The sequence below is a fragment of the Glutamicibacter nicotianae genome, from assembly GCF_002797775.1.
Taxonomy (GTDB): Bacteria; Actinomycetota; Actinomycetes; order Actinomycetales; family Micrococcaceae; genus Glutamicibacter; species Glutamicibacter nicotianae.
The window spans coordinates 2,266,133-2,287,455 of sequence record NZ_PGEY01000001.1 but is presented as its reverse complement, the minus strand read 5'-3'; the positions used below and the strand labels follow the sequence as shown (position 1 = coordinate 2,287,455).

Below are 21,323 nucleotides of genomic sequence, written 5' to 3'. Positions count from 1 at the left end.
TCTGCCTTGGGACTTGCGGCAAGTCTCGTATTTCTGGCCTTGCGGGCATAGGATGGCGGCAACCGACAAGGATGGGAGCAGGCCATGCGTTTTGTTTTGGAAGTCAACTTCGATACCGAGGACATGCAGCTCAAACCGTTGGAAGAGCTGCAGAAGATTCTGCGGGACTGGTCGACGAACATCACGATGTATCCGATCGTTGCCGGCGCCCAGGAGGACGTCTACGACTCCGACAACGAGCAAGTAGGGGAGTGGGCCATCCTCGACGACTAGTTCCGTCGCTTGGAGAACCGCCCGATGGCGTAGCCTGCCGCCAAAGTGATAAGCAGGATCAGCCACAACGGTGCGGCGGTATGGAAGAGGAAGAATTCCACGCGCACATAGGTCAGGTTCTGCAGGATGAAGACCAGCGCAATAGCCACCAGTGCAATGGAAGCCCACTGCTTGCCGGTGATCCGCGGCTTCGGCTCATTATCCATGGTCAGCTTCCGTTGGCCAGCAGGCCGGATACCAGAGCCGCGAGCCCGCGCTGGAACGAATCATCGCTGGTATCGAGCTTCGAGCGGCGTTGCGCCGCCACGGCCCGGGTGAAATGCGGAGTCAGATCCTGGTGGTTGCTGGTATCGAAAATGTCATGGGGCGCGGCGGTGTCCATGGCCGAGCCAAAAATGAACGACTCCAGTGCGACAATCGTCGGCACAATCTCGTTCTCCGCCATGCCGAAGTCCGCCAGTGCTTCGGCCACGCGCTCGTACATGCCCAGGGTGCGCGGTGAATCGGTGACCGGCAGGACCGCAATGACCGGGATCAACGGAATGTGCCGGGCGAAGACGTTGCGGTAGCTCGTAGCCCACTTCAGCAGCGCTTCCTTGATGCCCGCCTCATCGAAGACCGACGTGTCGATATCGGCCATGACCCATTCCTGGATCCACTGCAGCAGGTCGTGCTTCGAATCGACGTGGTTGTAGAGCGCCGAGGGCGAGACGCCGAGGGACTTTGCCAGCCGCTGCATGGTCAATGACTCGTAGCCGTCCCCGGAAACCAGTTCCAGCGCATGCTCGGTGATGCGCTCCCGGTTCAGCACCGCCTTGCGTGGGCGGCCGGCTCGTCTCGCTTCCGTTTCGCTCATGCGGACCTCTTCCTGACGTGGGGTGCTTCACAACTGGATGTTCGTACCCTATGCTATATGACAGGTAAATGAACTATATTCATTTAATTGTGCAAGGGAGCGATCATGAAACATCTCGAACGCGACGTCGTCGTCATCGGTGCGGGACCCTCGGGGCTGACGGCCGCCTATGAGCTGAGCAAGGCAGGCAAGTCCGTCGCCGTGCTCGAAGCCCGCGACCGCGTGGGCGGCCGCACCTGGACCGAGCAGATGGACGGGGCGACCATCGAAATCGGCGGCCAGTGGATCAGCCCCGACCAGACCGGACTCTACTCGCTGATCAACGAGCTGGGCATCGAGACCTTCGAACGCTACAAGGCCGGCAAGAGCGTCTACCTCACCGAGGACGGCGAACGGATCGCCTACGAAGGGGAGGACTTCCCGGTAGCCGCCAGCACCGTAGCCGAAATGGACAAGCTGGTAGCGCTGATGAACGAACTGGCCGCTGGCATGGATCCGGACAGGCCATGGGAGCACCCGCAGGCCGAAGAACTGGACAAGATCTCCTTCCATCACTTCCTGCGCCAGCACTCCGCCGACGAACTGGCCTGCAACAACGTGGGACTGTTCATCGCCGGGGGCATGCTCACCAAGCCGGCGCACACCTTCTCCGCGCTGCAGGCGGTGCTCATGGCGTCCTCGGCCGGCTCCTTCGACAACCTGGTCGACGAGGACTTCATCCTGGACCGGCGCATCGTGGGCACCATGCAGGGCGTCTCCAAGACCCTGGCCGAAAAGCTGGGCGAGGACATCGTCTTCCTGGCCAACCCGGTGCTCAAGCTCGAATGGTTCGACGGCGGCGTGGTGGCCCACGGAAGCAGCGTAACCGTCTCGGCCAAGAAGGCCGTGCTGGCGGTGCCGCCGAACCTGTACTCGCGCATCTCCTACGTTCCGGCGCTGCCGCGCAAGCAGCAGGTCACCCACCAGCACCAGTCCATGGGCCTGGTGATCAAGGTGCACGCCGTCTACGGCACCCCGTTCTGGCGCGAAGAGGGGCTCTCCGGCACCTGCTTCGGTCCGGCCAACCTGGTCCAGGAAATCTACGACAACACCTACATCGGCGAGGAAACCGGCACTTTGGTCGGCTTCATCTCGGATCTGAAGGCCGATGCCATGTGGGAACTGGACGAGCAGCAGCGCCGCGCGGCGATCCTCAAGTCCATGGCCGGCTACCTGGGGGAGAAGGCCCTGGATCCCAAGGTCTTCTACCTCTCGGACTTCGCCGCCGAGGAATGGACCCGCGGAGCCTACGCCACCAGCTACGATTTGGGCGGCCTGCACCGCTTCGGCCCGGCGCAGAACGAGAATGTCGGACCGATCTACTTCTCCTCCTCCGACCTGGCCGGCGAAGGGTTCCAGCACGTGGACGGCGCGGTGCGCATGGGCCGGCGCTCGGCCGCACGCATCATTGCCGCACTGGACGGCACCGATTACGACCAGAGCTATGACGGGGTGGCCACGCTGACCGCTGCCAAGGAAGAGGCGAACGCCTAAGCCATGAAATTGCTTGTAGGCTACACCGCTGACCAGCGCGGTGCCGAAGCCATCGAACTGGCCAGCGCCCTGGTGGCTGGCACCCGCGATGCATCCTTGAAGATCGCCATCGTGCTGCCAGCCTCCACCCCGTTCAATGCGGTCTACCCCGGCGGGGATCATGGATTCTCCACCATCCTCTCCGCCCAGGTGGACCGCTGGGCGGCCGAAGCCCTGGCCCTGGTGCCGGAGGGCATCGCCGCCTCGGCGGTAGCCCGCTCGGTGCCCTCGGTGGCCGAGGGGCTCATCGCCCTGGGCGAGGAATTCGGGGCGCACGGGATTGTGCTGGGCGGGCGCAAGCGCCACCGCGCCGGCTTCTTCAGCCCCGGGGCGATTGCCAACGCGCTGCTGCATTCATCGCCGATGGCAGTATTCATGTCCTCGCCGGCGTCGTTGGCCACGCTGCGCGCAGCCAACGGGAAGATCACCCGGCTGACCGCCTTCGTCGGGGACCGGCCCGGCGCACGCGAGGTCATCGGCCTCTCGGCGCGGATCGCTGCCGCCTGCGCTTTGCCGCTGCGCGTGGCCACGCTCATCTCCCAGGCGGAGCTGGCCAACTCCGAGCAAGAGCTGGGCGACCACCTGGCCAAGACCCGCAGCTATCTGGAGGAACTGACCGAGTCCCTGGGCCTGGATGCGGCCATCGAGGTGGTCTCCGGGCAGGGACTGGATGAAGCCACGGCCCAGCTGTCCTGGCAGGACGGGGACCTGGCGCTGCTCGGTTCCGCCCGGCTGGCCGCTCCGCGGCGTCTATTCATCGGGCCCAAGGCCCAGCGGATACTCGGCCAGCTCAACGTGCCCATGGGCGTCATCCCGACCCTTGATGCGGCCCGCTAGGAAACACCGCAAAAATCCTGCACCACCCCTTATATTCCCCGGACGCCTGCCGCGAAACTGCCCGGACGGCGCCTCACTGACCCCTGACGGAAGGTGGCTCGGTACTTGTAGCCGACGCACGCACACCCCGCTGAAAGTTTGAAGGTAACCACCATGTCGCAAGACCTGAGGCAGGCATCGCCGCCTGCACGCTCCGAGAGCGGACTGCACGAAAAAGGACTGCCCAAGGGCACCGTGGGCGTTCTGGGACTTGTCGTTATCGGCATCTCCTGCATCGCCCCGGCCTACACCCTCACCGCGGGGCTCGGCGCCACCGTGGCCGAAGTCGGCACTAGCCTGCCGGCGATCCTGCTGGCCGGGTTCCTGCCGATGCTGCTGGTGGCACTGGGCTACCGCGAGCTGAACAGCGCCATGCCGGATTCGGGCACCTCCTTCACCTGGGCGACACGTGCCTTCGGGCCGATGATCGGCTGGATGGGCGGCTGGGGCCTGATCGCCGCGACGGTGATTGTGCTCTCCAATCTGGCGGCCGTGGCCGTGGACTTCTTCTACATCCTCCTTGCCCAGCTCACCGGGCAGGATTGGATTGCCGAGCTGACCACGAACTTGTGGATCAACATTCCCACCACGCTGGTGTTCATTGCGGTGGCCGCCTGGATTTCCTATCGGGGCATGAACGCCACCAAGGTCTTCCAGTACGTGCTGGTCGGGTTCCAGGTCGCGGTGCTGCTGCTCTTTGCCATCATGGCGCTGACCTCCAGCCAGCCCAATGATCCGACGCCGATTACCTGGCAGATGTTCAACCCCGCCGGCATCGATACCTTCTCGGCCTTCGCCGCGGGCATCTCGCTGTCCATCTTCGTCTTCTGGGGCTGGGATGTCACGCTGACCATGAACGAGGAAACCACCGATCCGAAGAAGGTTCCCGGACGCGGTGCCACCTGGACAGTGCTGGTGATCATCGCGCTATACCTGGCCGTGTCGCTCGGGGTGATCTACTGGGCCGGCGTAGGCACCACCGGTTTGGGCGCAGGCAACCCGGAGAACCAGGAATCGATTTTCGCTGTGCTTTCCGGTCCGGTCATGGGCCCGCTGGCCATGCTGATGTCCCTGGCCATCTTGTCTTCCTCGGCTGCCTCGCTGCAGTCCACCATGGTCTCGCCGGCGCGCACCTTGCTGGCCATGGGCTACTACAAGGCGCTGCCCTCCAATTTCGCGAAGATCTCCGCGCGCTTCATGTCCCCGTCGGTAGCGACCTTCGCTGCCGCCGCGGCAGCTGCCGGCTTCTATGTGATCACCCGGCTGCTTTCGGAGAACGCGCTATGGGATACCATCACCGCACTGGGCCTGATGATCTGCTTCTACTACGGGCTGACCGCGTTGGCCTGCGTCTGGTACTTCCGCGGTGAGCTGTTCGATAATGCCCGGAATTTCTTCTGTAAGTTCTTGGCGCCGCTGATCGGCGGCATAGTGCTGCTGGTGATGTTCTTTGCCACTGCCATTGAATCCATGAATCCGGAGTACGGCTCGGGCTCCGAAATCGGGGGAGTAGGTATGGTGTTCATCCTCGGGGTTGGCGTGCTGCTGCTCGGCGTGGCCATCATGCTGTGGATGCGCCTGCGCAACCCCGCATTCTTCAGGGGTGAAACCATCAGGACCCGCAAGCTGCTGAAGTAGCACAAGAGCCGAAAACCCAATGGCCCGCCCATGAGCAGATCATGGGCCGGTCATTGGGGTTGCTGCTTGAGGGCAGCAAACTACCGCAGTTCTAGGTTCCGCGAGCTCAGGCCAGCAACGGGACTAGACGTTGGATTTGGCCCCGGCCATGTGCATGGCTACTCCGATGGCTGCCAGCACGGCGCCAAACGGGGTGAGCGCGTTACTGATCAATGCGTTAATGAAACTCAGCGGGACGCTGGCCAATAGGGTTCCGCCATAGCCGGAATTCAGGCCCCACGACATCAAGGCCGGAATGAAGCTGCTGAGGAGAACACCAATCAGCATCACGACTACGCCGGTGACAATGATCTTCTTATGCGCTGCGAGCATCTTTTCCTCCTGTTGCCGTGGGCTGAGTAGTCATAACCGTAGCCACATCCACAGCTTTTAGCCATAGCGGCAGGACGACGATCTTGCGTAATGGGGCGCGGCACGGGACATTTCGCAACCTTTCCGTTGAAAGGCCACCAACCTGCGGGTCAATGGTTCAATAGGTTCATGGCTAACTCGGTACTTTTCATCTGCTCCCGCAATGCCGGCAAATCGCAAATGGCCGCCGCATTGATGGACTACATTTCTGAGGGGAAGGTGACCAGCTACTCGGCTGGAACCAACCCAGGTTCGGGCATCAACCAGGAAGCGGTTGAATCGCTCTCGCAGGCCGGCGCCGACATGTCCCAGGGCACGCCCAAGGCCATTGATCCGCGCGTTGTCGAGCAAGTCGACCGCGTGGTGATCCTTGGAACCGACGCGAATCCGCAGTTCGATCCGTCGATTAAGACCGAACGCTGGGTCACCTATGAACCCAGCGAAGACGGCATCACCGGTGCGGAACGGATGAACATGATCCGCGATGAGATCGCCGACCGCGTGCGTGAACTGTTCCACGAGCTGGAGCGGTAGAAATTACTGTTCTCGATGCTGCCCGTAAGACGACTCCGTGGTGGCTTCCCGGCGTGTGCCTGGTGCTTACCGGATGGTGCGCCAACCAGTACGTTTCGCTGATCAGCTGGTATCAGCAATTCCGCGAACTCAGCGAGTTCGAGGCGATGCTGGTCATGGGCAGCTACCTGGCAGGCATGATCCCTGCCTTGGCATTCGGCGGCCCCTGGGCCGACAGATACGGACGCAAGCCTTTCTCGCTGCTCGCCCTGGCCTGCTCGATTCTGGGATCCTTCGGGCTCATGGTCGGATCGCTTCACGAGTCCGGCCTCTATGCGGGCCGCATCTTCACCGGCTTCGGCATGGGCTTGGCCATGGTCGCCATCACCAGCTGGGTGAAATTGCTCAGTCCCGGCGCCGCCGGTGCAACGCGCGCCGCGCTGTGCACATCGCTTGGATTCGCCCTTGGCCCGGTCATTTCAGGGGCCATCGTCGGAGCCAGCGGCAGCCCGGAACTGGCGTATATCGTTCATGCCGCCACCGCTTTTGCCTGGCTGCTGCTGATGTTCACAACCCGTGAAGCTCCTGCGCTTGAACCAGCAGGGCGCAGTTCGCGGGGTGAAGCGACAACCCCGGCAAACCTCCAACGGTTCCACCGTGTTGTCCTGCCCGCAGCCCCATGGGTCTTCGGCATGGCAGCGACAGGCTTTGCCGTAGTCCCCGCGCTGAGCAGTGGTGCGGGCGAGTCCAGCCTGTTCTACACCACCTTGGCTGTCGCGGTCACCATGGGCATGGGCACAGTGATCCAGCCATTCGTCAAGAGATTCAACGACCTGGGCAAGATCAGGCTGATCATGGCTGGGCTGGCTACCTCGCTGGCGGCGCTGCTGTTGATGATCGCCGTGTCGCTCAGCGGTTCAGAAATCCTGGGAATCATTGCCTTCGCCGTGGCCGGTTCTGCCAATGGCATCTTGCTGGTTGCCGGGCTGAGCCAGGTCCTAGATCTTGCCGGCAGCGCGGACGTTGGCAAGCTCACCGGCAGGTTCTACATGTGCTGTTTCATCGGTTTCACTTTCCCGACATTCTTTGCACTCTGGCGGACAGTCGCGCACCCGGCGTTATTCATCTCGATGCTTGCTGTGCTCTGCGTGCTGTCAATGCTGCAGGTGCTCCGCTCGGCGAAATACTTGCCCGCTGCCAAGCTCCAGGAAGTGCCATCCAGCTCATAAAAACAAACGCCGTTGCCGGCGACCTTTCGGTGCCGGCAACGGGATTGGCGATTCTGCCCGTTACTCGCTTGGATTCAGTCCTTGCTCAGCTTCTTGAGCAGCTCGGTGGTGCGGAACGGGATGACATCGCGCAGGATCATCGAGGTCGAAGTGCGGGTTATGCCCGGGCACAAGCGGATCTCTTCGCTAACACGGTAGAGGTCATCCGGGTCGGTCGCGGCCACGCGAATCAAGAGGTCGGTATCGCCGGCAGGAGCGACGCACTCGAGAACTTCAGGGATCTGGCGCAGCGCGGCGATGGCCTCATTCAAGCTGGCCTGGTTCAACTCGGCGCTCACGAAAGCGCTGACGCCTCGGCCCATGGCCGCTGGGAGGATTCGCGAGGTGTTCGGGCGCAAGGCACCTGAATGGGCCAGGCGTTCCAAACGCGTCTGCACAGTGCCGCGGGCAAGGCCCAGCTGCTGGGCCAGCATCATGATGGGCACACGCGGATCCGCATCGAGTGCCAGAAGGATACGCCGGTCGGTTTCATCGAGCTGATACGTATCCGAATTCATGTGGTGGTCTCCTGAGACAGGTTGTGTTGCGCGTGCATAGGTGCCAACCTAGATTTTAGTCAAAATGACCAGTGGATCCCAAATGTGTTGCGCGGATTGGCTGATATTGTTGCGCTCGACTCGGCTACTGCGGCCACTAGGGCGAATGGGCGGGCGGAATGCCATCCTTTATCCACAAATTCAGCAGTCTGGGATCAAATGGACGCTAATCACAGTAACCTGTTGATATGAGGTTTTTGCGGTTGGAAGACGTGGCAGAGGAACTGAATGTGAAGCTGCCGCAGGTTCGGGCTCTCGTGAAAAGCGGCGAGCTGCCGGCCATCCAAATAGGCGGGCGCGGCATGTGGCGCGTGGAACGCGTCGCCTTGGAGAACTATATCCAGGAGCGGTACGCGCAGGCCCGCGAGGATATTGCGAACGAAACCCATAGCTGACAGCGCTGGCCGCGGCTGTTCGCGAGCGCATCGGGAACAGCCACGGGCTAGTCGAGCTGGATAGTGCGTTCGGCAAAAATCTGCAACGCATCGCGAACGAGTTCGGCATATCCGCCGTAGTTCTTTGCAAACCGCGGATCAGCCACATACATCTCGCCGAGATTGCAGATATATGCCTTGAGCTGTGTCGGATCGCCGGAATCCAGCGGGGTGCCCTTGGTGCTCTGAAGCCAGCGCACATGGCGAGCGGCTAGTTCCTGGGCTTCGACGCTGTCTGCTGGGACGGAATTCTTGCCCGCCTCGATCCAGGCCTGGTTTATGATTTTGACCTCTTCCATGAATGCGCTTTGCTCGTCTCCTGATTTGGAGCGCCACCAGCGATTAGATGCTTCGTAGGCGTCGGCGCCCCAGCGTGCGGATACCTCGTGCTTGTACTGCTCGTTGAAGCCGTCAAAGCTCTTTTCCGGTTCCATTGTTCCTCCTGTAATTAGTGTTGAAATGCTGTGATCCAGGGCCGCGATTTGCCGGTCCAGCGCCTCACGTTGCCTGTGGAGCTGTTTCTTGTGGGTGCGCAGCGCGGCTAATTCAGTGCGTTGCTCGTCCAGGATTTCAGCGATGGTTTCCAGCTTCATGCCCAACTGCTTCAGCAAGAGAATCCGCTGGAGCCGGACCAGCTGCCTGTCGGTATAGAAGCGATACCCGTTGGCGGCCACGTGATCAGGCTCCAGCAAGCCGATCTGGTCGTAGTGCCGCAAAGTGCGGCTGCTGACTCCAGCGGATTTCGATACCTGTGCGATCGAGTGGCGGACTTGTTTCCTACGGCCAGTTGAATCGTTCATGGCTACCACGCTACTGGTTGACGCTACGTCAAGGTCAAGTGCTTTGCTGGCAGGTTCAAACTGATTTTTTGTGATTCAGCTCTCATGGCAAATTGACGAATAATCGCGATATATTTCTTGTCCAGTTGATCATATTGACTAGTTGCATGCTTGCCTATTGCACACGGTGATCTATGTGTTGTTCACTGAAAGTAGAGAAAGTTGAACGGGTTACCGCCGAATTCAACGAAGACCGCCTGATGACGTAAACCACCTGCATTTACGCAATCCAGGAGCAGTGGCCACCCACGCCAAGGCACGGTGAAAGCAGTAGTCCAGATGGCTCGTGGGCATTCCAGTTGGGTGGAATGCGCACGGGCCATCTGGCGTTCCCGGCACAGTTCCCGGTGCGGGAGTCTGCTGTCTGGAGCAACTTGGGGGAAACGCCTGCCGGCATTCGCGATGCTCCGCGCTGGCTCTGGAACAATGAGCGCGTAGGAACACTGAGGAGTAAGAGTGGGTTCGATGAGACGCATCTGGCACAACTGGTGGATGCAATTGGTCGCTGGATTGCTGATCACTGCGATCGTGGTGTTGCCGTGGATGTGGATTGGGGAAGAAGACCGGTCGATTCTCCCGCATGCCAGCGACGACGCCCAAGGGCTGTTGGTAGTTTTCTCCGTCATAACCCTCTGGGGCAGCTGGTTTGCCCGACGCATTGGGTATGGGCGTACAGCTTTCACTGTCGTGACAGCCGTGGGCATGATCCTGGGGCTTTTGGGTCTCGGATTCCAAGGCCTTCTCGCAGTGGAGCCCGGGCTCTTGGGCGGGGAACCGTCCTCAGCATCCATCCGGCATCTTTGGGTATTCGGGGGCCTGCTGCTGATCAGCCAAGCCTGGTACTTCCTGGCTACTAAATTGCGGCTGCCCGTAGCGGTGCTGTTTTATGCGACGCTAACGGTGGGTGTGAGCTATTGGCTGCAGATCATCGCTTCGCTCGTTGCCGGTGCCCAGTCCTACTATGTCTACCTCTGGTATGCCGGGCCGCTGCTCCTCGGCCTCATTTTGGGCTTCGTCGGATTCTTGAGAATCATGAACCTGCTGATGTGGGTCTTCGCGCTGGCGATCCAATGGGTCATGCCGGCCGTTGTGGAAAGCACCGCTCGAGTTATCGAATCGAAGGCAACAGGCTGGGATTCTATTGGCTCCTTTTGGAAAGAATTCACCGGGAGCGTTCTGGATGTTCCGTGGCAGACTCCTCTTCTGGTCAGTTTGGCCACTGCCATGCTGACCAGCGTCGTGCTGCTGATCGTGCGCAAAGTTCGGCGGCGCTAGGAAATGCCTCTGTAATCGGCAGTGCGGCTTGGGCAATCCACGGGGTTGCCCAAGCCGCACTGCCGTTGCACTAGTTGGCCGTTGCAGGCGAGACAACCGCGGCGGTGCGCGGAGCGCCTTGGAAGTCCAGGGCTGCCAAGACGGCATCAATGGTTTGGGGGCCGTCCTGGTTCAGGCAGGCTCCGGCGACGAAGCGGTCCGGGCGGATCAGCAGCATTGGGGTGGGGCGGTCATCGAACCACTTCTTCAAGCGGCCGGTAGTATCCGAGAGCACCAAGGTGTCCTCATGCATATCGCGCTTGGCCCATGCATATTGGGTTTCCGGAACAACAGCGACCAGGCGTGCTCCCAGCTCCTCGAGCTTGGCAAGGGTGCGCGCAGGCAGGACATCCACTGGATCGTTGCCCCAGACCAGCAGGGTCCACCACTTGCCGACAGCCTCGTCGAGCAGCACGGTGCCCAGCTCATCGGTGCGGACCTTCGGCTGGATGAATTGGACGCCGACTGGCGAAACGGTGGTGTTCGCGGTGGTGAACGGAATCAGCTTGCTGGTCAGCTTGCCGTTGGCAGTGCCCGAAGCCTTGGTGCTCGGGTCGGCCAGCACGCCCTTGACGTAGCGCGGCATCGGCTTGAAGCGCATATCGGCGAAGTAGCTCTTGACCGATGGGAAGAGATTGAGCACGCTGGATGCGGTATCGCGGGCGATGACTACCAGCGGGTTGGTGATCTTGATGACCTTGCCCATAGTCAGCGACAGGTCCACCATCGCCTTGGCATGGTCGCGGCGCTCCTCGGTGAAAGTATCAAGCAGCTTGTCCGAGGCCTGGCCCGAGAGAATGGTGGCGAGCTTCCAGCCGAGGTTGGTGGCATCGCGCATGCCCGAGTTCCAGCCCTGCCCCATCCAGACCGGCATCAGGTGCGCGGCGTCGCCGGCGATGATCTGCCGGCCCTTGCGGAAGGAACCCGCCACGCGTGCGTGGTGGGTGAAGACGCGGCGGCGGATGTAGTTCAGTGTGCTTGGATCCGGCACATGGGCGGCCAGCATCTGGTTCACGAATTCAGGATCCGTGGCCTGCTCTTCGGTCTCGTCGTCGTGGAGCATGAACTCCCAGCGGCGCACAGCGTGCGGCAAGCCGATGGAAACGTACGGACGCTCCGGGTCTGCGCCCAGGAAGACGTTCGGGGTACCCAGCGGGTCATTGTTCACGTCGACCACGAGCCAGCGAGTGGATGGCGATTCGCCTTCGAAGCTCACGCCCAAGCGCTTGCGGGTTGGCGACTTGCCGCCTTCGCAGCCAACGAGGTACTGCGCTTCGAAGCGGGTCTCCACGGCGTTGCCGGATGCGTCGGTGCTTCGGGCGATGGCGGTGACGCTATCTGCCGTCTCTTCAACGTCCAAGACCTCGTGGCCGAAGTGCACGTTGACGTTGTCGAAACGGCTCAGGCCGTTGAATAGCTCGCGGTCTACTTCCGGCTGGATGAAGCCGTGCTTGCGTTCCCAGCCGAATTCGTCGGTCTGCGGGTTGTTGATGATGATGCTCTTGCCGCGGCCATTGACCAGGCGCATGATGTGCTGCGGGGTGGTGTGCGGGCGCACCTGTTCCACCAGGCCGATGCTTTGGATGGTGCGCAGCGACTCGTCATCCAGGCCCACGCCTCGTGGATAGTCGATCAGGGTGTCGCGTGCTTCGAGCACGGTCACCGAATGGCCATAGCCGCCAAGGATATTGGCGAGCATGAGGCCGGTTGGGCCGGCGCCCACAACCAGGACTTCGCTGGTGGCGGGTGTGGAATCAGCCATTGAAAACTCACTTTTGTGTCAATAACGCACACTTCTGAACAGTATGTGCACCGCTTTTGAGTTCCATAACACCATTGTCTGTGATGCGGGTCAACCGGGCGTTCCGCATGGCAGAACGTTTGCTGGCGAAAAGCAGATCAGATATGGACCAGCCGGGTCAGTTCGGCTGCGATGCGCTGCAAGGTCTTCGCCGAATCGGCGGCCTGCTGCTCGCGTACGGTAATCGCGTTCAAGCAGGCAAAAGGCTGCCCAGCACCGAGCACCAGTGGAACAGCCAAGCCGTGCATGTTCTCTTCGACCTGTCCGAAGGTCTGCGCGTAGCCGAGTTCGCGTACAGCACGAATCTGCTCGGAATCGGTGGCCCGTTCGGGCTCGGCGGCCTGCAACGCCAGACCCGCGGCTCCCTGGGTAATGGGGTGATGCGATCCCTCGGAAAAGGCCACATGATAGGTGCCATGGCGCGGAGAAACCACAGCGAGCGCCACCGCGATGTTCGCCTCGCGCACCAAGAGCGAAACGGTGATGCCCAATTCATCGGCAGCTTCGCGCAGCAACGGCAAACCCGTGGTGCGAAGATGCTGATGGCCAGCCGCAGCCAGTGGAAGCAATCCGGCCGCGCCGCGGTAGCGGCCATCTGATCCGCGGTGCAGCATCTGCGCATCGCACAACGTGTTGAGGATCCGGTAGGCCACGGTGCGATGCACATCAGCTGCGGCAGCTACCTCGGCAGGCGACAAGCCATCGGCAGCTTCCGTGACCAAGCGGAGAATTGCCAGACCGCGAGCCAAGGTTTGCGAGCCTGCGGTGCGAGATGGTGAAGTAGCGTCATTATTCACGTTTTGATCATGGCATAGATCGGGCACGCTGTGCTCCTTGTTTGGGGGCTACTGCGTCAAGAAATCCGCGGTGCCGCAAAGTGCAGCTGCCCGCAACACAGGGGGGAAGGATTCAGAAGCCTATTGGCTGCCGAAGGGCAAATGGAGCATGCTGGTAGGTAATTCGAGATGGATTTATTTGCGTCAGAAAGCGGGAATAGCCTTGACTGAAAATACTGCCGGCGGACAATCCGAGCTGATCTCATCCTCAGCTGCGGGAAATGCTGGACGCAATCCGACCAAGCCAGGAAAGTATTCGGCCAAGCGAATTTTCTCCGGAGAAAAAGCGCAGATCACCGAAATTGCTTTTGACGCGGATGTCGAGCTGAAAGAGCACGTAGCGCGCACCCCGATTATCGTTTCAGTCATTGAAGGTGAAGTTGAGTTCACCGTGGAAGGCCGCAAACATCTGCTGGCTGTTGGCGGCAGCATCTTCGTTGAAGCGAACGTGCTGCATGCGGTGTACGCGAAGATCCCGGCACGCATTACGGTGACCTTCCTCAGCGCATAGCATCGCCAACGCAAACGGAAGCCGCGAAGTCGAGACTTCGCGGCTTCCGATGCGGTTGGAGCGTCCTACTTCTGGGCAGCCAGCTGCACTGCCACGTCGACAATCATGTCTTCCTGGCCGCCAACGTATCCGGCCTTGCCGACCTCTTCGAGGATGCGGTACGCAGGAACGCCATAGCGATCTGCCGCGCGCTCCGCGTGGATCAGGAATGAGGAGTACACGCCTGCGTAGCCCTGCATGATCGACGCGCGGTCCATGACCGGCATGCGGGTGATGAATGGCTTGACGATGTCTTCAGCAGCGGCCATGACGCCCTGGATGTCCACGCCGGTCTTGATCTCAAGACGGTCGAAGGCGGCGGCCAGGACTTCGGTGGGGGAGTTGCCCGCACCAGCGCCCAGGGCCATCAAGGTGCCATCGATCTGCTTGGCCCCGGCACGCACTGCGTACACCGAGTTGGCCACGCCGAAGCTCATGTTCTGGTGGCCGTGGAAGCCTACCTGCGCGTCGTTGCCCAGTTCGGCAACCAGTGCGGAAACGCGGTCGGAGACATCATCCAGGATCAGCGCGCCGGCCGAGTCCACCACATAGACGCACTGGCAGCCTGCATCAGCCATGATGCGTGCCTGCTTGGCCAGTTCCTCGGGAGTGATGCGGTGGCTGAGCATCAGGAAGCCGACGGTCTCCATGCCCAGCTTGCGTGCGTGCTGGAAGTGCTGGATCGAAACGTCTGCCTCGGTGCAGTGGGTAGCAATGCGGGCTACCGAAGCGCCAACTTCATGGGCCTGGTTCAGGTCGTGGATGGTGCCAAGCCCTGGCAGCATCAGCACGGCGATCTTCGCCTGCTTGGCTTCGTCCACCGCGGCCTTGATCAGATCCAATTCCGGGGTCAGCGAGAAACCGTAGTTGAACGAAGAGCCGCCCAGGCCGTCGCCATGGGTCACTTCGATGACCTCGACACGGGAGTCGTCCAGCGCACGGACCACCGAGCGGACGTGCTCGTCGGTGAACTTGTGGCTCATGGCGTGCGAGCCATCGCGCAGGGTGGTGTCGGTCAGGCGGATGTCGAAAGCCGTATCCATAGGTGCAGTCATGATTGCGTCCCCTAATTCCTAGTTCACCGACGCGGCGGAACGCGCGGCGTCGATCTTCTCTGAGAGCAGGTCCGCGGTGCGGGTGGCTGCAGCGGTGATGATGTCCAGGTTGCCTGCGTATTCAGGCAGGTAATCGGCGGCGCCAGCTACCTGGACCCAGATGCCGACGCGGCCAAAGCCGCCCCAGTCCTCGCGTGCTTCATCGAACTGCGGTTCCAAGCGCAGCTGGTAGCCCGGGACGTAGTCGCGAATCTGCTCGGCGGCCTTGTCGATGGCTGCGTGGATCGCGTCGCGGGTTTCGCCGGGTGCTGCTGCTTCAGCCGGAATCATGCAGTAGATGGTGTTGCGCATCATCATTGGCGGCTCCACCGGGTTGATGATGATGATTGCCTTGCCGCGTTTCGCGCCGCCAACCACTTCAAGGGCCTTGGCGGTGGTTTCGGTGAACTCGTCCACGTTGGCACGGGTGCCCGGACCGGCGGACTTGGATGCGATGGACGCAACGATTTCCGCGTATTCCACCGGGACGATGGAGGACACTGCGGCAACGATCGGGGTGGTGGCCTGTCCGGCGCAGGTGATCATGTTGACGTTCATGGTGTCGGTCAGCGAATCCAGGTTCACCACCGGTGCCAGGTACGGGCCGACCGCAGCAGGGGTCAGGTCGATGGCGTGGATGCCGGCGGCCTTGTACTTCGGCGCGTTGGCCTCGTGGGCCTTGGCCGAGGTGCACTCGAAGACGAAGTCGGGCAGCTCGTCCTGGGCCAGCAGCCAGTCCACGCCCTCGGCGGAGGTGGTGATGCCCAGGCGGGCGGCGCGAGCCAGTCCGTCAGAGGCTGGATCGACACCGATCATGTACTTGACCTCGACGTTGGTCGAGCGGCGCATGATCTTGAACATGAGGTCGGAACCGATATTTCCGGAACCGACGATGGCGGCAGTTTTCTTGGCCATGGGAGAGCTTCCTTAGCTACTGGGCAAAAATGGGTTCGTGGCGCAACGGCGTGCGCTGCTAGGAGAAGTTGATGGTCAGCGAGCCGAGCGCACCGAAGTCAGCGGTGGCACTGGTGTTCTGCTCGACCGGGACGGCACCGGTGAAGGAGCCTGGCAGAATCAGCTGGCCGGCTTCCAGCGCTACGCCCTGTTCGCCGAGGACATTTGCGAGCCAAGCCAAGGGGGCTACCGGGTCGCCCATGACCGCTTCGCCCTTGCCGCTGGCAACGGACTTGCCGTCGATGAGCAGCGAGCATTCCACGTCAGCCAGATCTTCGATGGCTACATCCAAGGGGGTGGTGCCGACGGCAATGGCGCCGCAGGATGCGTTGTCAGCCACGGTGTCCACCAGCTTGATGTTCCAGTCGGCGACGCGGGAGTCGATGATCTCGATGGCTGCGTAGATCTCGCCGATTGCTGCGGCTGCCTGTTCTCGGGTGATGCCCGGGCCGGACAGGGTTTCCTTGAGCACGAAACCGAATTCTGGCTCTACCTTGGGCGAAATGAAGCTGTCCGCTGGAATCGACGCATCTTCGTGGTGCACCATGTCGGCGAAGAAGTAGCCGAAGTCCGGCGAGTCGACGCCCAGCTGCTGCTGCATGGCCAGCGAGGTGAGCCCGACCTTGCGGCCGGCCAGCACGCGGCCTTTGGCTAGATGGTGCTGCAGCTGCGCATCCTGGACCTGGTAGGCATCTTCCAGGGTCATTTCCAATACGCGATCACGCAACGGCGGTACCGGGACCTTGGTTTCGGTGGCGTCCAGCAGTTCGCTGGCCAGACGCTTGATGAGTTCGCTGCGTGGGGCTTCGGAGGAGTGGTTGCTTGCCCAGTCCGCTGCGCCTGCCTGTGGAGCTTGAGTCATTACTTGATCACCGCTGTCGTTACGCCGAAACCGGCAATGTATTCCTTGATTGGCTTGTAGAACTCGTAGGTGACTTCGTAGTCACCACAGGCCTTGAGTGCCGAGTAGGCGGCAACCCAGGTGCGAACCTCGTGCGAGGAGTGGCCTGCTGCCGCATCCATCTCGTCGGCGTTCAATGCATCGAAGCCGGTGACATCACCGGACTTGCAGATTTCCAGGAACGCCTGGTCCCACTCGGGATTCAGATCCATGATGTCGGCCTCGCCCTTGGCGAAGGCAATGGCCGTATCGATGGTGCGCTGCTGGCGTGCTGCACGGGCTTCCGGGGTTGGCTTGCGGCCATTGGTGAGGAAGGCACGCTGCTCTTCAGTCGCGGTGGCGATCTGTGGTACAGGTGGGTCGTGGGAGAGCCCGCCGGAACCAATGAACAGGACCTTTTTGTCGGAGTTCTTGAAGAACTCGCCGACCGCCTGGCCGAACTTGCGTACGCGGGACACCTTGACGAAGGGGCGGGCCACGGAGTTCACGAAGATCGGGATCATCGGCTTGTCCGACAGATTGCCGTACATGATTTCCATGGGCTGCACCGCGCCGTGGTCAACTTCCATCTTGCGGCTGATGGCGGTGTCGATGTCCTGGGAGATGATGTATTCTGCCAGGTCCTGGGAGATGCTGGTTGGAACGTTGATAGGTCCTTCCCACGAGTCGTAATCGCCGGTGCCCAGTGCTTCGTAGCCGATGCAGAATGGCGGCATCAGGTCGTAGAAGAAGCCGTTGTAGTGGTCCGGACCGAAGTTGATGATCAGATCTGGATCGAAATCCTTGACGAAGGCGCGAGCCTTTTCGAAGGCCTCTTCAACTGCGGCTTTGACCTCAGCTGGTGGATTGGTGTGTTCCAACAGCGGGCTGTGGGACATGCAGAGCAATGCCTGTGGCATGAAGTTCTCCTTGGGATAGAAGCAGACCAATGCGTGGTGCTTGTTTATCTAGCTTCTATTCCACTCGCATTGAGCCGCAGTATCTAGTTCGTGTTCCACCAGTCGGAACACCGGGCGGATACCGTTCGACGCGGTCTGTCCTGCTCCTCCAGACTGCTGCGATTTCTTCGTTAATCAGCAGTGGCGGTGTTTGCTGAAGCGGGTTGACTTCGGCAAACACCGCCACCGTGAAGCTTCGCCGTTTAGGCGTGGCGTGCCAGGTAGGAAGAAATGACCTGGTTGAATTCCTCGGCGCGCTCCACCTGCGACCAGTGCCCGCACTGGCTGAAGATGTGGGCATCGGCATTCGGGATCAGGTTGAGCAGTTCCCAGGTGCGCGAAACCGGGATCACGACGTCCTGGACGCCGTGGATCAGCAGTACCGGGATGTCCAGCTTGGCCAGGACATCGAAGTCCAACGGCAGTTCGGTGCGGTCGCGGTCGCGTGCCGCAACGACGTCCGCCAGGCGCTCCGAGGCGGTATCGTTCAGTGCCGACTGGTAGCGCAGCGAAACCAATTCATCGGTGACAAGCGACTTGTCCACAACGAACATTTCCAAGGTCTTGCGGATGCCTTCTTCGGTGAGCACCGGGTTGGAGTGGCCCTTCAATGCTCCGGTGAGCTTGGCGCCACCGGTGCCCATGGAAACTACGCCCAGCAGGCGCTCAGGGAAGTCGATGGCGAACTGGAAGGCCAGCCAGCCACCAAGCGAGTTGCCAACGATCCAGGTCTTTTCGATGCCCAGCGCATCCAGGGTGCGTACTGCGTGGCGGACCCATTCCTTGATGCCGTACTGGATGCCTTCCGGAGCGATGGTCTGGCCATAGCCCACCGAATCGATCGCGATGCAACGGCCGGATTCGGACAGCTGCGGCAGATTCAGCCACCAGTTGGCTGCTGCGGTGACGCCGGTGCCTGAACCGTGGAGGAACAGGATCGGGGTGCCTTCGCCCATTTCGTGGTAGTGGGTCAACTCGCCTTCAGCGGTTTGCAGCCACTTGTCTTCCAAGCCAAAGAACTTATCGGTGGTGTACTGCGGAATTGCGGTCTCGGTCAAGGGACGCTCCTTAGATCTGGTTCATGGGTGCCGGGGAGCAGGTGCGAATGCCCGCGGCGGGAATCCTGACTTCAACGATAGGAACATTGCGTCAGCAATGCTCCTCATCGTTCCATCAGATGGAACGACGCAAGTTACTTGCCGACCTTACGTTCCTTGATGGCGTAGGTAAATGTCGAGTGCATGAGCTCTTTGCCTTCGCTATCGGCCACTGACACTTCGGTGACTGCTACGGAGCCGCCGCCACGCAGGATGCGCGCGGTTGCAACGGCGAATTCCGCTTTGGAATTGCTCATGTAGTTCTGGTTCGACTGCACGGCCAGCGGAAACTGGCCTTTGTCTGCGTAGGCTGCCATGGCCAAGAAAGTCCCGGCAATGTCGGCCGCGCCGAACTGTGCGGCGGCCGAGAACATGCCGTTGGCCTGGGCGAGGGAATCCTTCAACGGCATGCGAAGGCTGATGCTCTGGCCATCGGCGGCATGCGGTACGAGGCCAAGGGTGGTGACAATGTCATCGAATCCCAAACGTGAGAGAAAGCTGTCCACGAGTGCGGTGAGTTCTTCTACGTTATTCGGAATTGCCATGGTTGCTCCTAAGGATTTTGGGCTAGGGATGGGTTCCCGCACAACTGTATTGTGCAGGCAGTCGTTGGAAAATTCAGGTTTCACCGGGCTTTGTTGTCTTGGCCGCATGGGACGGGCCAAACACGCCGGTGGGACGGATCCGGGCATTCGGGTCCGTCCCATTCGCGATTTGCTTGAATTACTGACCGAGAACTTTGTCGTCGATGCTTTCCTCGGCGCGCAACGCGGTGCGTTCGGCGCGGTTACGGGTTTCCTTGGACAGGTACACCGAGAGTGCAGCGAGGACGATCAGCAAGATGAAGTACCAGGCGATGTTGCTGGTTCCGCCGCCATTGCCCAGGTTCATCAACCAGGTAGCCATGAGCGGAGCGGTTCCTGCACCAACCAGCGAGCCGAGCTGGAAGGTCAGCGATACGCCGGTGTAGCGGTCTTGGGTCTCGAACTTCTCGGCAAGGAAAGCGCCGATCGGACCGTACATCGATGCCTGGATAATCGGGTTGCCGACCATGAATGCCAGCGCGATGAGCCAGAAGCTGCCGGAGTTGAACAACGCGAACATTGGGAAGACCAAGGCGATGGAGATGCCAGCGCCAACCAACATCACCGGGCGTCGGCCGAAGCGGTCCGAAAGGCCGGCAAAGAACGGAATCGCGAAGATATGGACGAATGAGGACGCAGTCAGCATCATCAGTGCCTCTTGGCGGTCAACAGCACCGGACTCGACAACGTAGGGAACCATGAAGATGGCCAGCAGCGACTGCATGAACAGCGGACCAGCAGCGGCGAGGATTCCGTACAGCGAGGACATCGGGTACTTGGTCAGCACGCGGACAATTGGAACACCGGTATGGATCTGGCCGGACTTCTGGGCTTCCACGAAATCGGGGGATTCACTCACGCGGTAACGCATGTACAAGCCGATGACAACCAGCGCGGCCGAGAGCAGGAACGGAATCCGCCAGCCCCAAGACAGGAATTGCTCCTGCGGCAAACCTGCGAACAGGCCGAGGATCAAGGTCGCCAGAACCGAACCGGTTGGACCGCCGGTTACCGCGATCGAAGCTGCCAGTCCGCGGTTCTTTTCCTGCACGTGTTCGGCGGCCATGAGCGTAGCGCCGGCCCATTCCCCGCCAACAGCAAGACCCTGGACGATGCGCAGCAGAACCAGCAGCAGCGGAGCTGCGACGCCAATGGTGTCGTAAGTCGGCATCAGGCCGATGCCAATCGAAACCAGACCCATCATCATCAGCGTAATGAAGAGCATGTTCTTTCGTCCGAAACGGTCACCGAAGTGGCCGAAGAGCACGCCGCCGATCGGTCGGGTGACGTAGCCTGCCAGCAAGATCACGAACGACAGCACCATTCCGAGGGTGGGGTCCATCTTGTCCGAGAAGAACAGGTACGGGAATACCAAACCTGCGGCCGAACCGTAAAGCAGGAAGTCGTAGTACTCCACGGTGGAACCGAGGAAGCTGGAAATCAGCGCCCGTCGTGATTCCTTGGTTGTTTTCGGCTTGTCGGCCGACACAGATGATTGATCCATTGCGAGCTCCGAGTGTCTTGAAGGGTGAAGGAGAGCGGATGGGTGCGCCGTCCCATGAGCTGTTGCGCTCTGAACAGTGTGAGGTGAATTACGTCGAACTTGCGAAACGGTGTTCCGCACACCGGCACGGTCAAGAGATCCCGTTGCCATGATTGAGCCTGAGCAATAGATGAAACCAATTCCTTGATTGCTTCCTTAATTGCAATTGCAGATTTCGGCGAAGCCCATGCGGTGCCCGTGATGTCCAGTGGTGCCGCAGAAGAAAGATGCGACAGCATTTCAACAATCGGTGTGGAACGGATTGCGGCCGGGGCGGGAAATATGTGAGAACGCACGGCCGGCTGCTTTGCAACGTGCCAACGTTGCGGGCCTGCCCGGTTGATCTCCGCGAATTTCCGGCCTTTCGACGCGGATGCCCAGTGGGTGGTGACCCTTGCCACAGGACCCCTTGACAGCGAGGGCGTTCTTATGGTTTGGAACACCGGGTGGCTTTATCCGTTGCCTGCATGTGTC

Annotated in this window: 24 protein-coding genes; 9 read left to right on the top strand and 15 right to left on the bottom strand. The window is 60.9% G+C overall.

Annotated features, from left to right (window positions below; all coding sequences use genetic code 11):
* Window positions 1-84: 84 nt before the first annotated feature.
* Complete coding sequence (locus ATK23_RS10640) at window positions 85-273, top strand: hypothetical protein (protein ID WP_066141647.1); 189 nt, start codon at window positions 85-87, stop codon at window positions 271-273.
* On the opposite strand, the gene ATK23_RS10635 is transcribed toward ATK23_RS10640, so the two are convergent.
* On the bottom strand, window positions 270-479 hold the full coding sequence (locus ATK23_RS10635) for a LapA family protein (RefSeq protein WP_066141646.1): 210 nt from the start codon (window positions 477-479) through the stop codon (window positions 270-272). The two genes, ATK23_RS10640 and ATK23_RS10635, sit on opposite strands and share 4 nt — an antisense overlap.
* Window positions 480-481: 2 nt before the next feature.
* On the bottom strand, window positions 482-1,129 hold the full coding sequence (locus tag ATK23_RS10630) for a TetR/AcrR family transcriptional regulator (protein ID WP_038993333.1): 648 nt from the start codon (window positions 1,127-1,129) through the stop codon (window positions 482-484).
* Between the two features lie 105 nt (window positions 1,130-1,234).
* Between ATK23_RS10630 and ATK23_RS10625 the strand changes: the two genes are divergently transcribed.
* From ATK23_RS10625 to ATK23_RS10615, 3 genes are all read left to right on the top strand, one after another.
* On the top strand, window positions 1,235-2,662 hold the full coding sequence (locus tag ATK23_RS10625; RefSeq protein ID WP_066141641.1) for a flavin monoamine oxidase family protein: 1,428 nt from the start codon (window positions 1,235-1,237) through the stop codon (window positions 2,660-2,662).
* Between the two features lie 3 nt (window positions 2,663-2,665).
* Entirely contained in the window at window positions 2,666-3,538 is an 873-nt protein-coding gene (locus ATK23_RS10620; protein ID WP_066141638.1) for a universal stress protein, read from the top strand.
* 153 nt (window positions 3,539-3,691) lie between these two features.
* Entirely contained in the window at window positions 3,692-5,215 is a 1,524-nt protein-coding gene (locus ATK23_RS10615; protein WP_066141636.1) for an APC family permease, read from the top strand.
* Between the two features lie 123 nt (window positions 5,216-5,338).
* Here the strand turns inward: ATK23_RS10615 and ATK23_RS10610 are convergent, their stop codons facing one another.
* Window positions 5,339-5,587 (bottom strand): hypothetical protein, encoded by a 249-nt coding sequence (locus tag ATK23_RS10610; protein WP_066141633.1) that lies wholly within the window; start codon window positions 5,585-5,587, stop codon window positions 5,339-5,341.
* Between the two features lie 168 nt (window positions 5,588-5,755).
* Between ATK23_RS10610 and ATK23_RS10605 the strand changes: the two genes are divergently transcribed.
* Entirely contained in the window at window positions 5,756-6,160 is a 405-nt protein-coding gene (locus ATK23_RS10605; protein ID WP_038993337.1) for an arsenate-mycothiol transferase ArsC, read from the top strand.
* Between the two features lie 62 nt (window positions 6,161-6,222).
* The gene (locus tag ATK23_RS10600; RefSeq protein ID WP_157801654.1) at window positions 6,223-7,368 is read left to right on the top strand and encodes an MFS transporter; all 1,146 of its coding nucleotides are present in this window, start codon (window positions 6,223-6,225) and stop codon (window positions 7,366-7,368) included.
* Window positions 7,369-7,442: 74 nt separating this feature from the next.
* Here ATK23_RS10600 and ATK23_RS10595 read toward each other — a convergent pair whose 3' ends face one another.
* Entirely contained in the window at window positions 7,443-7,925 is a 483-nt protein-coding gene (locus ATK23_RS10595; protein WP_038993339.1) for an Lrp/AsnC family transcriptional regulator, read from the bottom strand.
* A 227-nt stretch (window positions 7,926-8,152) separates the two neighbouring features.
* Between ATK23_RS10595 and ATK23_RS10590 the strand changes: the two genes are divergently transcribed.
* A complete protein-coding gene (locus ATK23_RS10590) occupies window positions 8,153-8,359 on the top strand; it encodes a helix-turn-helix domain-containing protein (protein ID WP_038993340.1) in 207 nt (68 codons plus the stop codon).
* 47 nt (window positions 8,360-8,406) lie between these two features.
* On the opposite strand, the gene ATK23_RS10585 is transcribed toward ATK23_RS10590, so the two are convergent.
* Window positions 8,407-9,198 carry a MerR family transcriptional regulator gene (locus ATK23_RS10585; RefSeq protein WP_066141627.1) on the bottom strand — a complete coding sequence of 264 codons (792 nt, stop codon included), beginning with the start codon at window positions 9,196-9,198 and terminating at the stop codon, window positions 8,407-8,409.
* 549 nt (window positions 9,199-9,747) lie between these two features.
* Here ATK23_RS10585 and ATK23_RS10580 point away from each other — a divergent pair.
* Window positions 9,748-10,512 (top strand): hypothetical protein, encoded by a 765-nt coding sequence (locus tag ATK23_RS10580; RefSeq protein WP_157066389.1) that lies wholly within the window; start codon window positions 9,748-9,750, stop codon window positions 10,510-10,512.
* 70 nt (window positions 10,513-10,582) lie between these two features.
* Here the strand turns inward: ATK23_RS10580 and mhpA are convergent, their stop codons facing one another.
* Both mhpA and ATK23_RS10570 read right to left on the bottom strand, forming a co-directional pair.
* Window positions 10,583-12,313 (bottom strand): bifunctional 3-(3-hydroxy-phenyl)propionate/3-hydroxycinnamic acid hydroxylase MhpA, encoded by a 1,731-nt coding sequence (mhpA, locus tag ATK23_RS10575; protein ID WP_066141623.1) that lies wholly within the window; start codon window positions 12,311-12,313, stop codon window positions 10,583-10,585.
* A 137-nt stretch (window positions 12,314-12,450) separates the two neighbouring features.
* On the bottom strand, window positions 12,451-13,149 hold the full coding sequence (locus ATK23_RS10570; protein ID WP_066141620.1) for an IclR family transcriptional regulator: 699 nt from the start codon (window positions 13,147-13,149) through the stop codon (window positions 12,451-12,453).
* A 70-nt stretch (window positions 13,150-13,219) separates the two neighbouring features.
* Here ATK23_RS10570 and ATK23_RS10565 point away from each other — a divergent pair, with 70 nt between their 5' ends.
* Window positions 13,220-13,699 carry a cupin domain-containing protein gene (locus ATK23_RS10565; RefSeq protein WP_157066388.1) on the top strand — a complete coding sequence of 160 codons (480 nt, stop codon included), beginning with the start codon at window positions 13,220-13,222 and terminating at the stop codon, window positions 13,697-13,699.
* 65 nt (window positions 13,700-13,764) lie between these two features.
* Here ATK23_RS10565 and dmpG read toward each other — a convergent pair whose 3' ends face one another.
* From dmpG to ATK23_RS16355, 8 genes are all read right to left on the bottom strand, one after another.
* Window positions 13,765-14,793 carry a 4-hydroxy-2-oxovalerate aldolase gene (gene dmpG, locus ATK23_RS10560; protein WP_066141616.1) on the bottom strand — a complete coding sequence of 343 codons (1,029 nt, stop codon included), beginning with the start codon at window positions 14,791-14,793 and terminating at the stop codon, window positions 13,765-13,767.
* Window positions 14,794-14,811: 18 nt separating this feature from the next.
* Complete coding sequence (locus tag ATK23_RS10555; RefSeq protein ID WP_066141612.1) at window positions 14,812-15,747, bottom strand: acetaldehyde dehydrogenase (acetylating); 936 nt, start codon at window positions 15,745-15,747, stop codon at window positions 14,812-14,814.
* A 58-nt stretch (window positions 15,748-15,805) separates the two neighbouring features.
* Entirely contained in the window at window positions 15,806-16,648 is an 843-nt protein-coding gene (locus ATK23_RS10550) for a 2-keto-4-pentenoate hydratase (protein ID WP_083515585.1), read from the bottom strand.
* Window positions 16,648-17,586, bottom strand: a complete 939-nt coding sequence (locus ATK23_RS10545) for a 3-carboxyethylcatechol 2,3-dioxygenase (protein ID WP_066142517.1) — start codon at window positions 17,584-17,586, stop codon at window positions 16,648-16,650. The genes ATK23_RS10550 and ATK23_RS10545 overlap by 1 nt, the downstream gene beginning before the upstream one ends.
* 242 nt (window positions 17,587-17,828) lie before the next feature.
* Window positions 17,829-18,683 carry an alpha/beta fold hydrolase gene (locus ATK23_RS10540; RefSeq protein ID WP_066141610.1) on the bottom strand — a complete coding sequence of 285 codons (855 nt, stop codon included), beginning with the start codon at window positions 18,681-18,683 and terminating at the stop codon, window positions 17,829-17,831.
* Window positions 18,684-18,817: 134 nt separating this feature from the next.
* Complete coding sequence (locus ATK23_RS10535; protein WP_066141608.1) at window positions 18,818-19,267, bottom strand: PaaI family thioesterase; 450 nt, start codon at window positions 19,265-19,267, stop codon at window positions 18,818-18,820.
* A gap of 178 nt (window positions 19,268-19,445) precedes the next feature.
* A complete protein-coding gene (locus ATK23_RS10530; protein ID WP_038990884.1) occupies window positions 19,446-20,810 on the bottom strand; it encodes an MFS transporter in 1,365 nt (454 codons plus the stop codon).
* Window positions 20,747-21,250 (bottom strand): hypothetical protein, encoded by a 504-nt coding sequence (locus tag ATK23_RS16355; protein ID WP_157066387.1) that lies wholly within the window; start codon window positions 21,248-21,250, stop codon window positions 20,747-20,749. The genes ATK23_RS10530 and ATK23_RS16355 overlap by 64 nt, the downstream gene beginning before the upstream one ends.
* Window positions 21,251-21,323 lie beyond the last annotated feature (73 nt).

What these genes read in the sequence shown, in the direction of transcription:
- ATK23_RS10640 (WP_066141647.1), top strand. Translation starts at nt 85, where the DNA reads ATGCGTTTTGTTTTGGAAGTCAACTTCGATACCGAGGACATGCAGCTC.
- ATK23_RS10635 (WP_066141646.1), bottom strand. Translation starts at nt 479, where the DNA reads ATGGATAATGAGCCGAAGCCGCGGATCACCGGCAAGCAGTGGGCTTCC.
- ATK23_RS10630 (WP_038993333.1), bottom strand. Translation starts at nt 1,129, where the DNA reads ATGAGCGAAACGGAAGCGAGACGAGCCGGCCGCCCACGCAAGGCGGTG.
- ATK23_RS10625 (WP_066141641.1), top strand. Translation starts at nt 1,235, where the DNA reads ATGAAACATCTCGAACGCGACGTCGTCGTCATCGGTGCGGGACCCTCG.
- ATK23_RS10620 (WP_066141638.1), top strand. Translation starts at nt 2,666, where the DNA reads ATGAAATTGCTTGTAGGCTACACCGCTGACCAGCGCGGTGCCGAAGCC.
- ATK23_RS10615 (WP_066141636.1), top strand. Translation starts at nt 3,692, where the DNA reads ATGTCGCAAGACCTGAGGCAGGCATCGCCGCCTGCACGCTCCGAGAGC.
- ATK23_RS10610 (WP_066141633.1), bottom strand. Translation starts at nt 5,587, where the DNA reads ATGCTCGCAGCGCATAAGAAGATCATTGTCACCGGCGTAGTCGTGATG.
- ATK23_RS10605 (WP_038993337.1), top strand. Translation starts at nt 5,756, where the DNA reads ATGGCTAACTCGGTACTTTTCATCTGCTCCCGCAATGCCGGCAAATCG.
- ATK23_RS10595 (WP_038993339.1), bottom strand. Translation starts at nt 7,925, where the DNA reads ATGAATTCGGATACGTATCAGCTCGATGAAACCGACCGGCGTATCCTT.
- ATK23_RS10590 (WP_038993340.1), top strand. Translation starts at nt 8,153, where the DNA reads ATGAGGTTTTTGCGGTTGGAAGACGTGGCAGAGGAACTGAATGTGAAG.
- ATK23_RS10585 (WP_066141627.1), bottom strand. Translation starts at nt 9,198, where the DNA reads ATGAACGATTCAACTGGCCGTAGGAAACAAGTCCGCCACTCGATCGCA.
- mhpA (WP_066141623.1), bottom strand. Translation starts at nt 12,313, where the DNA reads ATGGCTGATTCCACACCCGCCACCAGCGAAGTCCTGGTTGTGGGCGCC.
- dmpG (WP_066141616.1), bottom strand. Translation starts at nt 14,793, where the DNA reads ATGACTGCACCTATGGATACGGCTTTCGACATCCGCCTGACCGACACC.
- ATK23_RS10555 (WP_066141612.1), bottom strand. Translation starts at nt 15,747, where the DNA reads ATGGCCAAGAAAACTGCCGCCATCGTCGGTTCCGGAAATATCGGTTCC.
- ATK23_RS10550 (WP_083515585.1), bottom strand. Translation starts at nt 16,648, where the DNA reads ATGACTCAAGCTCCACAGGCAGGCGCAGCGGACTGGGCAAGCAACCAC.
- ATK23_RS10545 (WP_066142517.1), bottom strand. Translation starts at nt 17,586, where the DNA reads ATGCCACAGGCATTGCTCTGCATGTCCCACAGCCCGCTGTTGGAACAC.
- ATK23_RS10535 (WP_066141608.1), bottom strand. Translation starts at nt 19,267, where the DNA reads ATGGCAATTCCGAATAACGTAGAAGAACTCACCGCACTCGTGGACAGC.
- ATK23_RS10530 (WP_038990884.1), bottom strand. Translation starts at nt 20,810, where the DNA reads ATGGATCAATCATCTGTGTCGGCCGACAAGCCGAAAACAACCAAGGAA.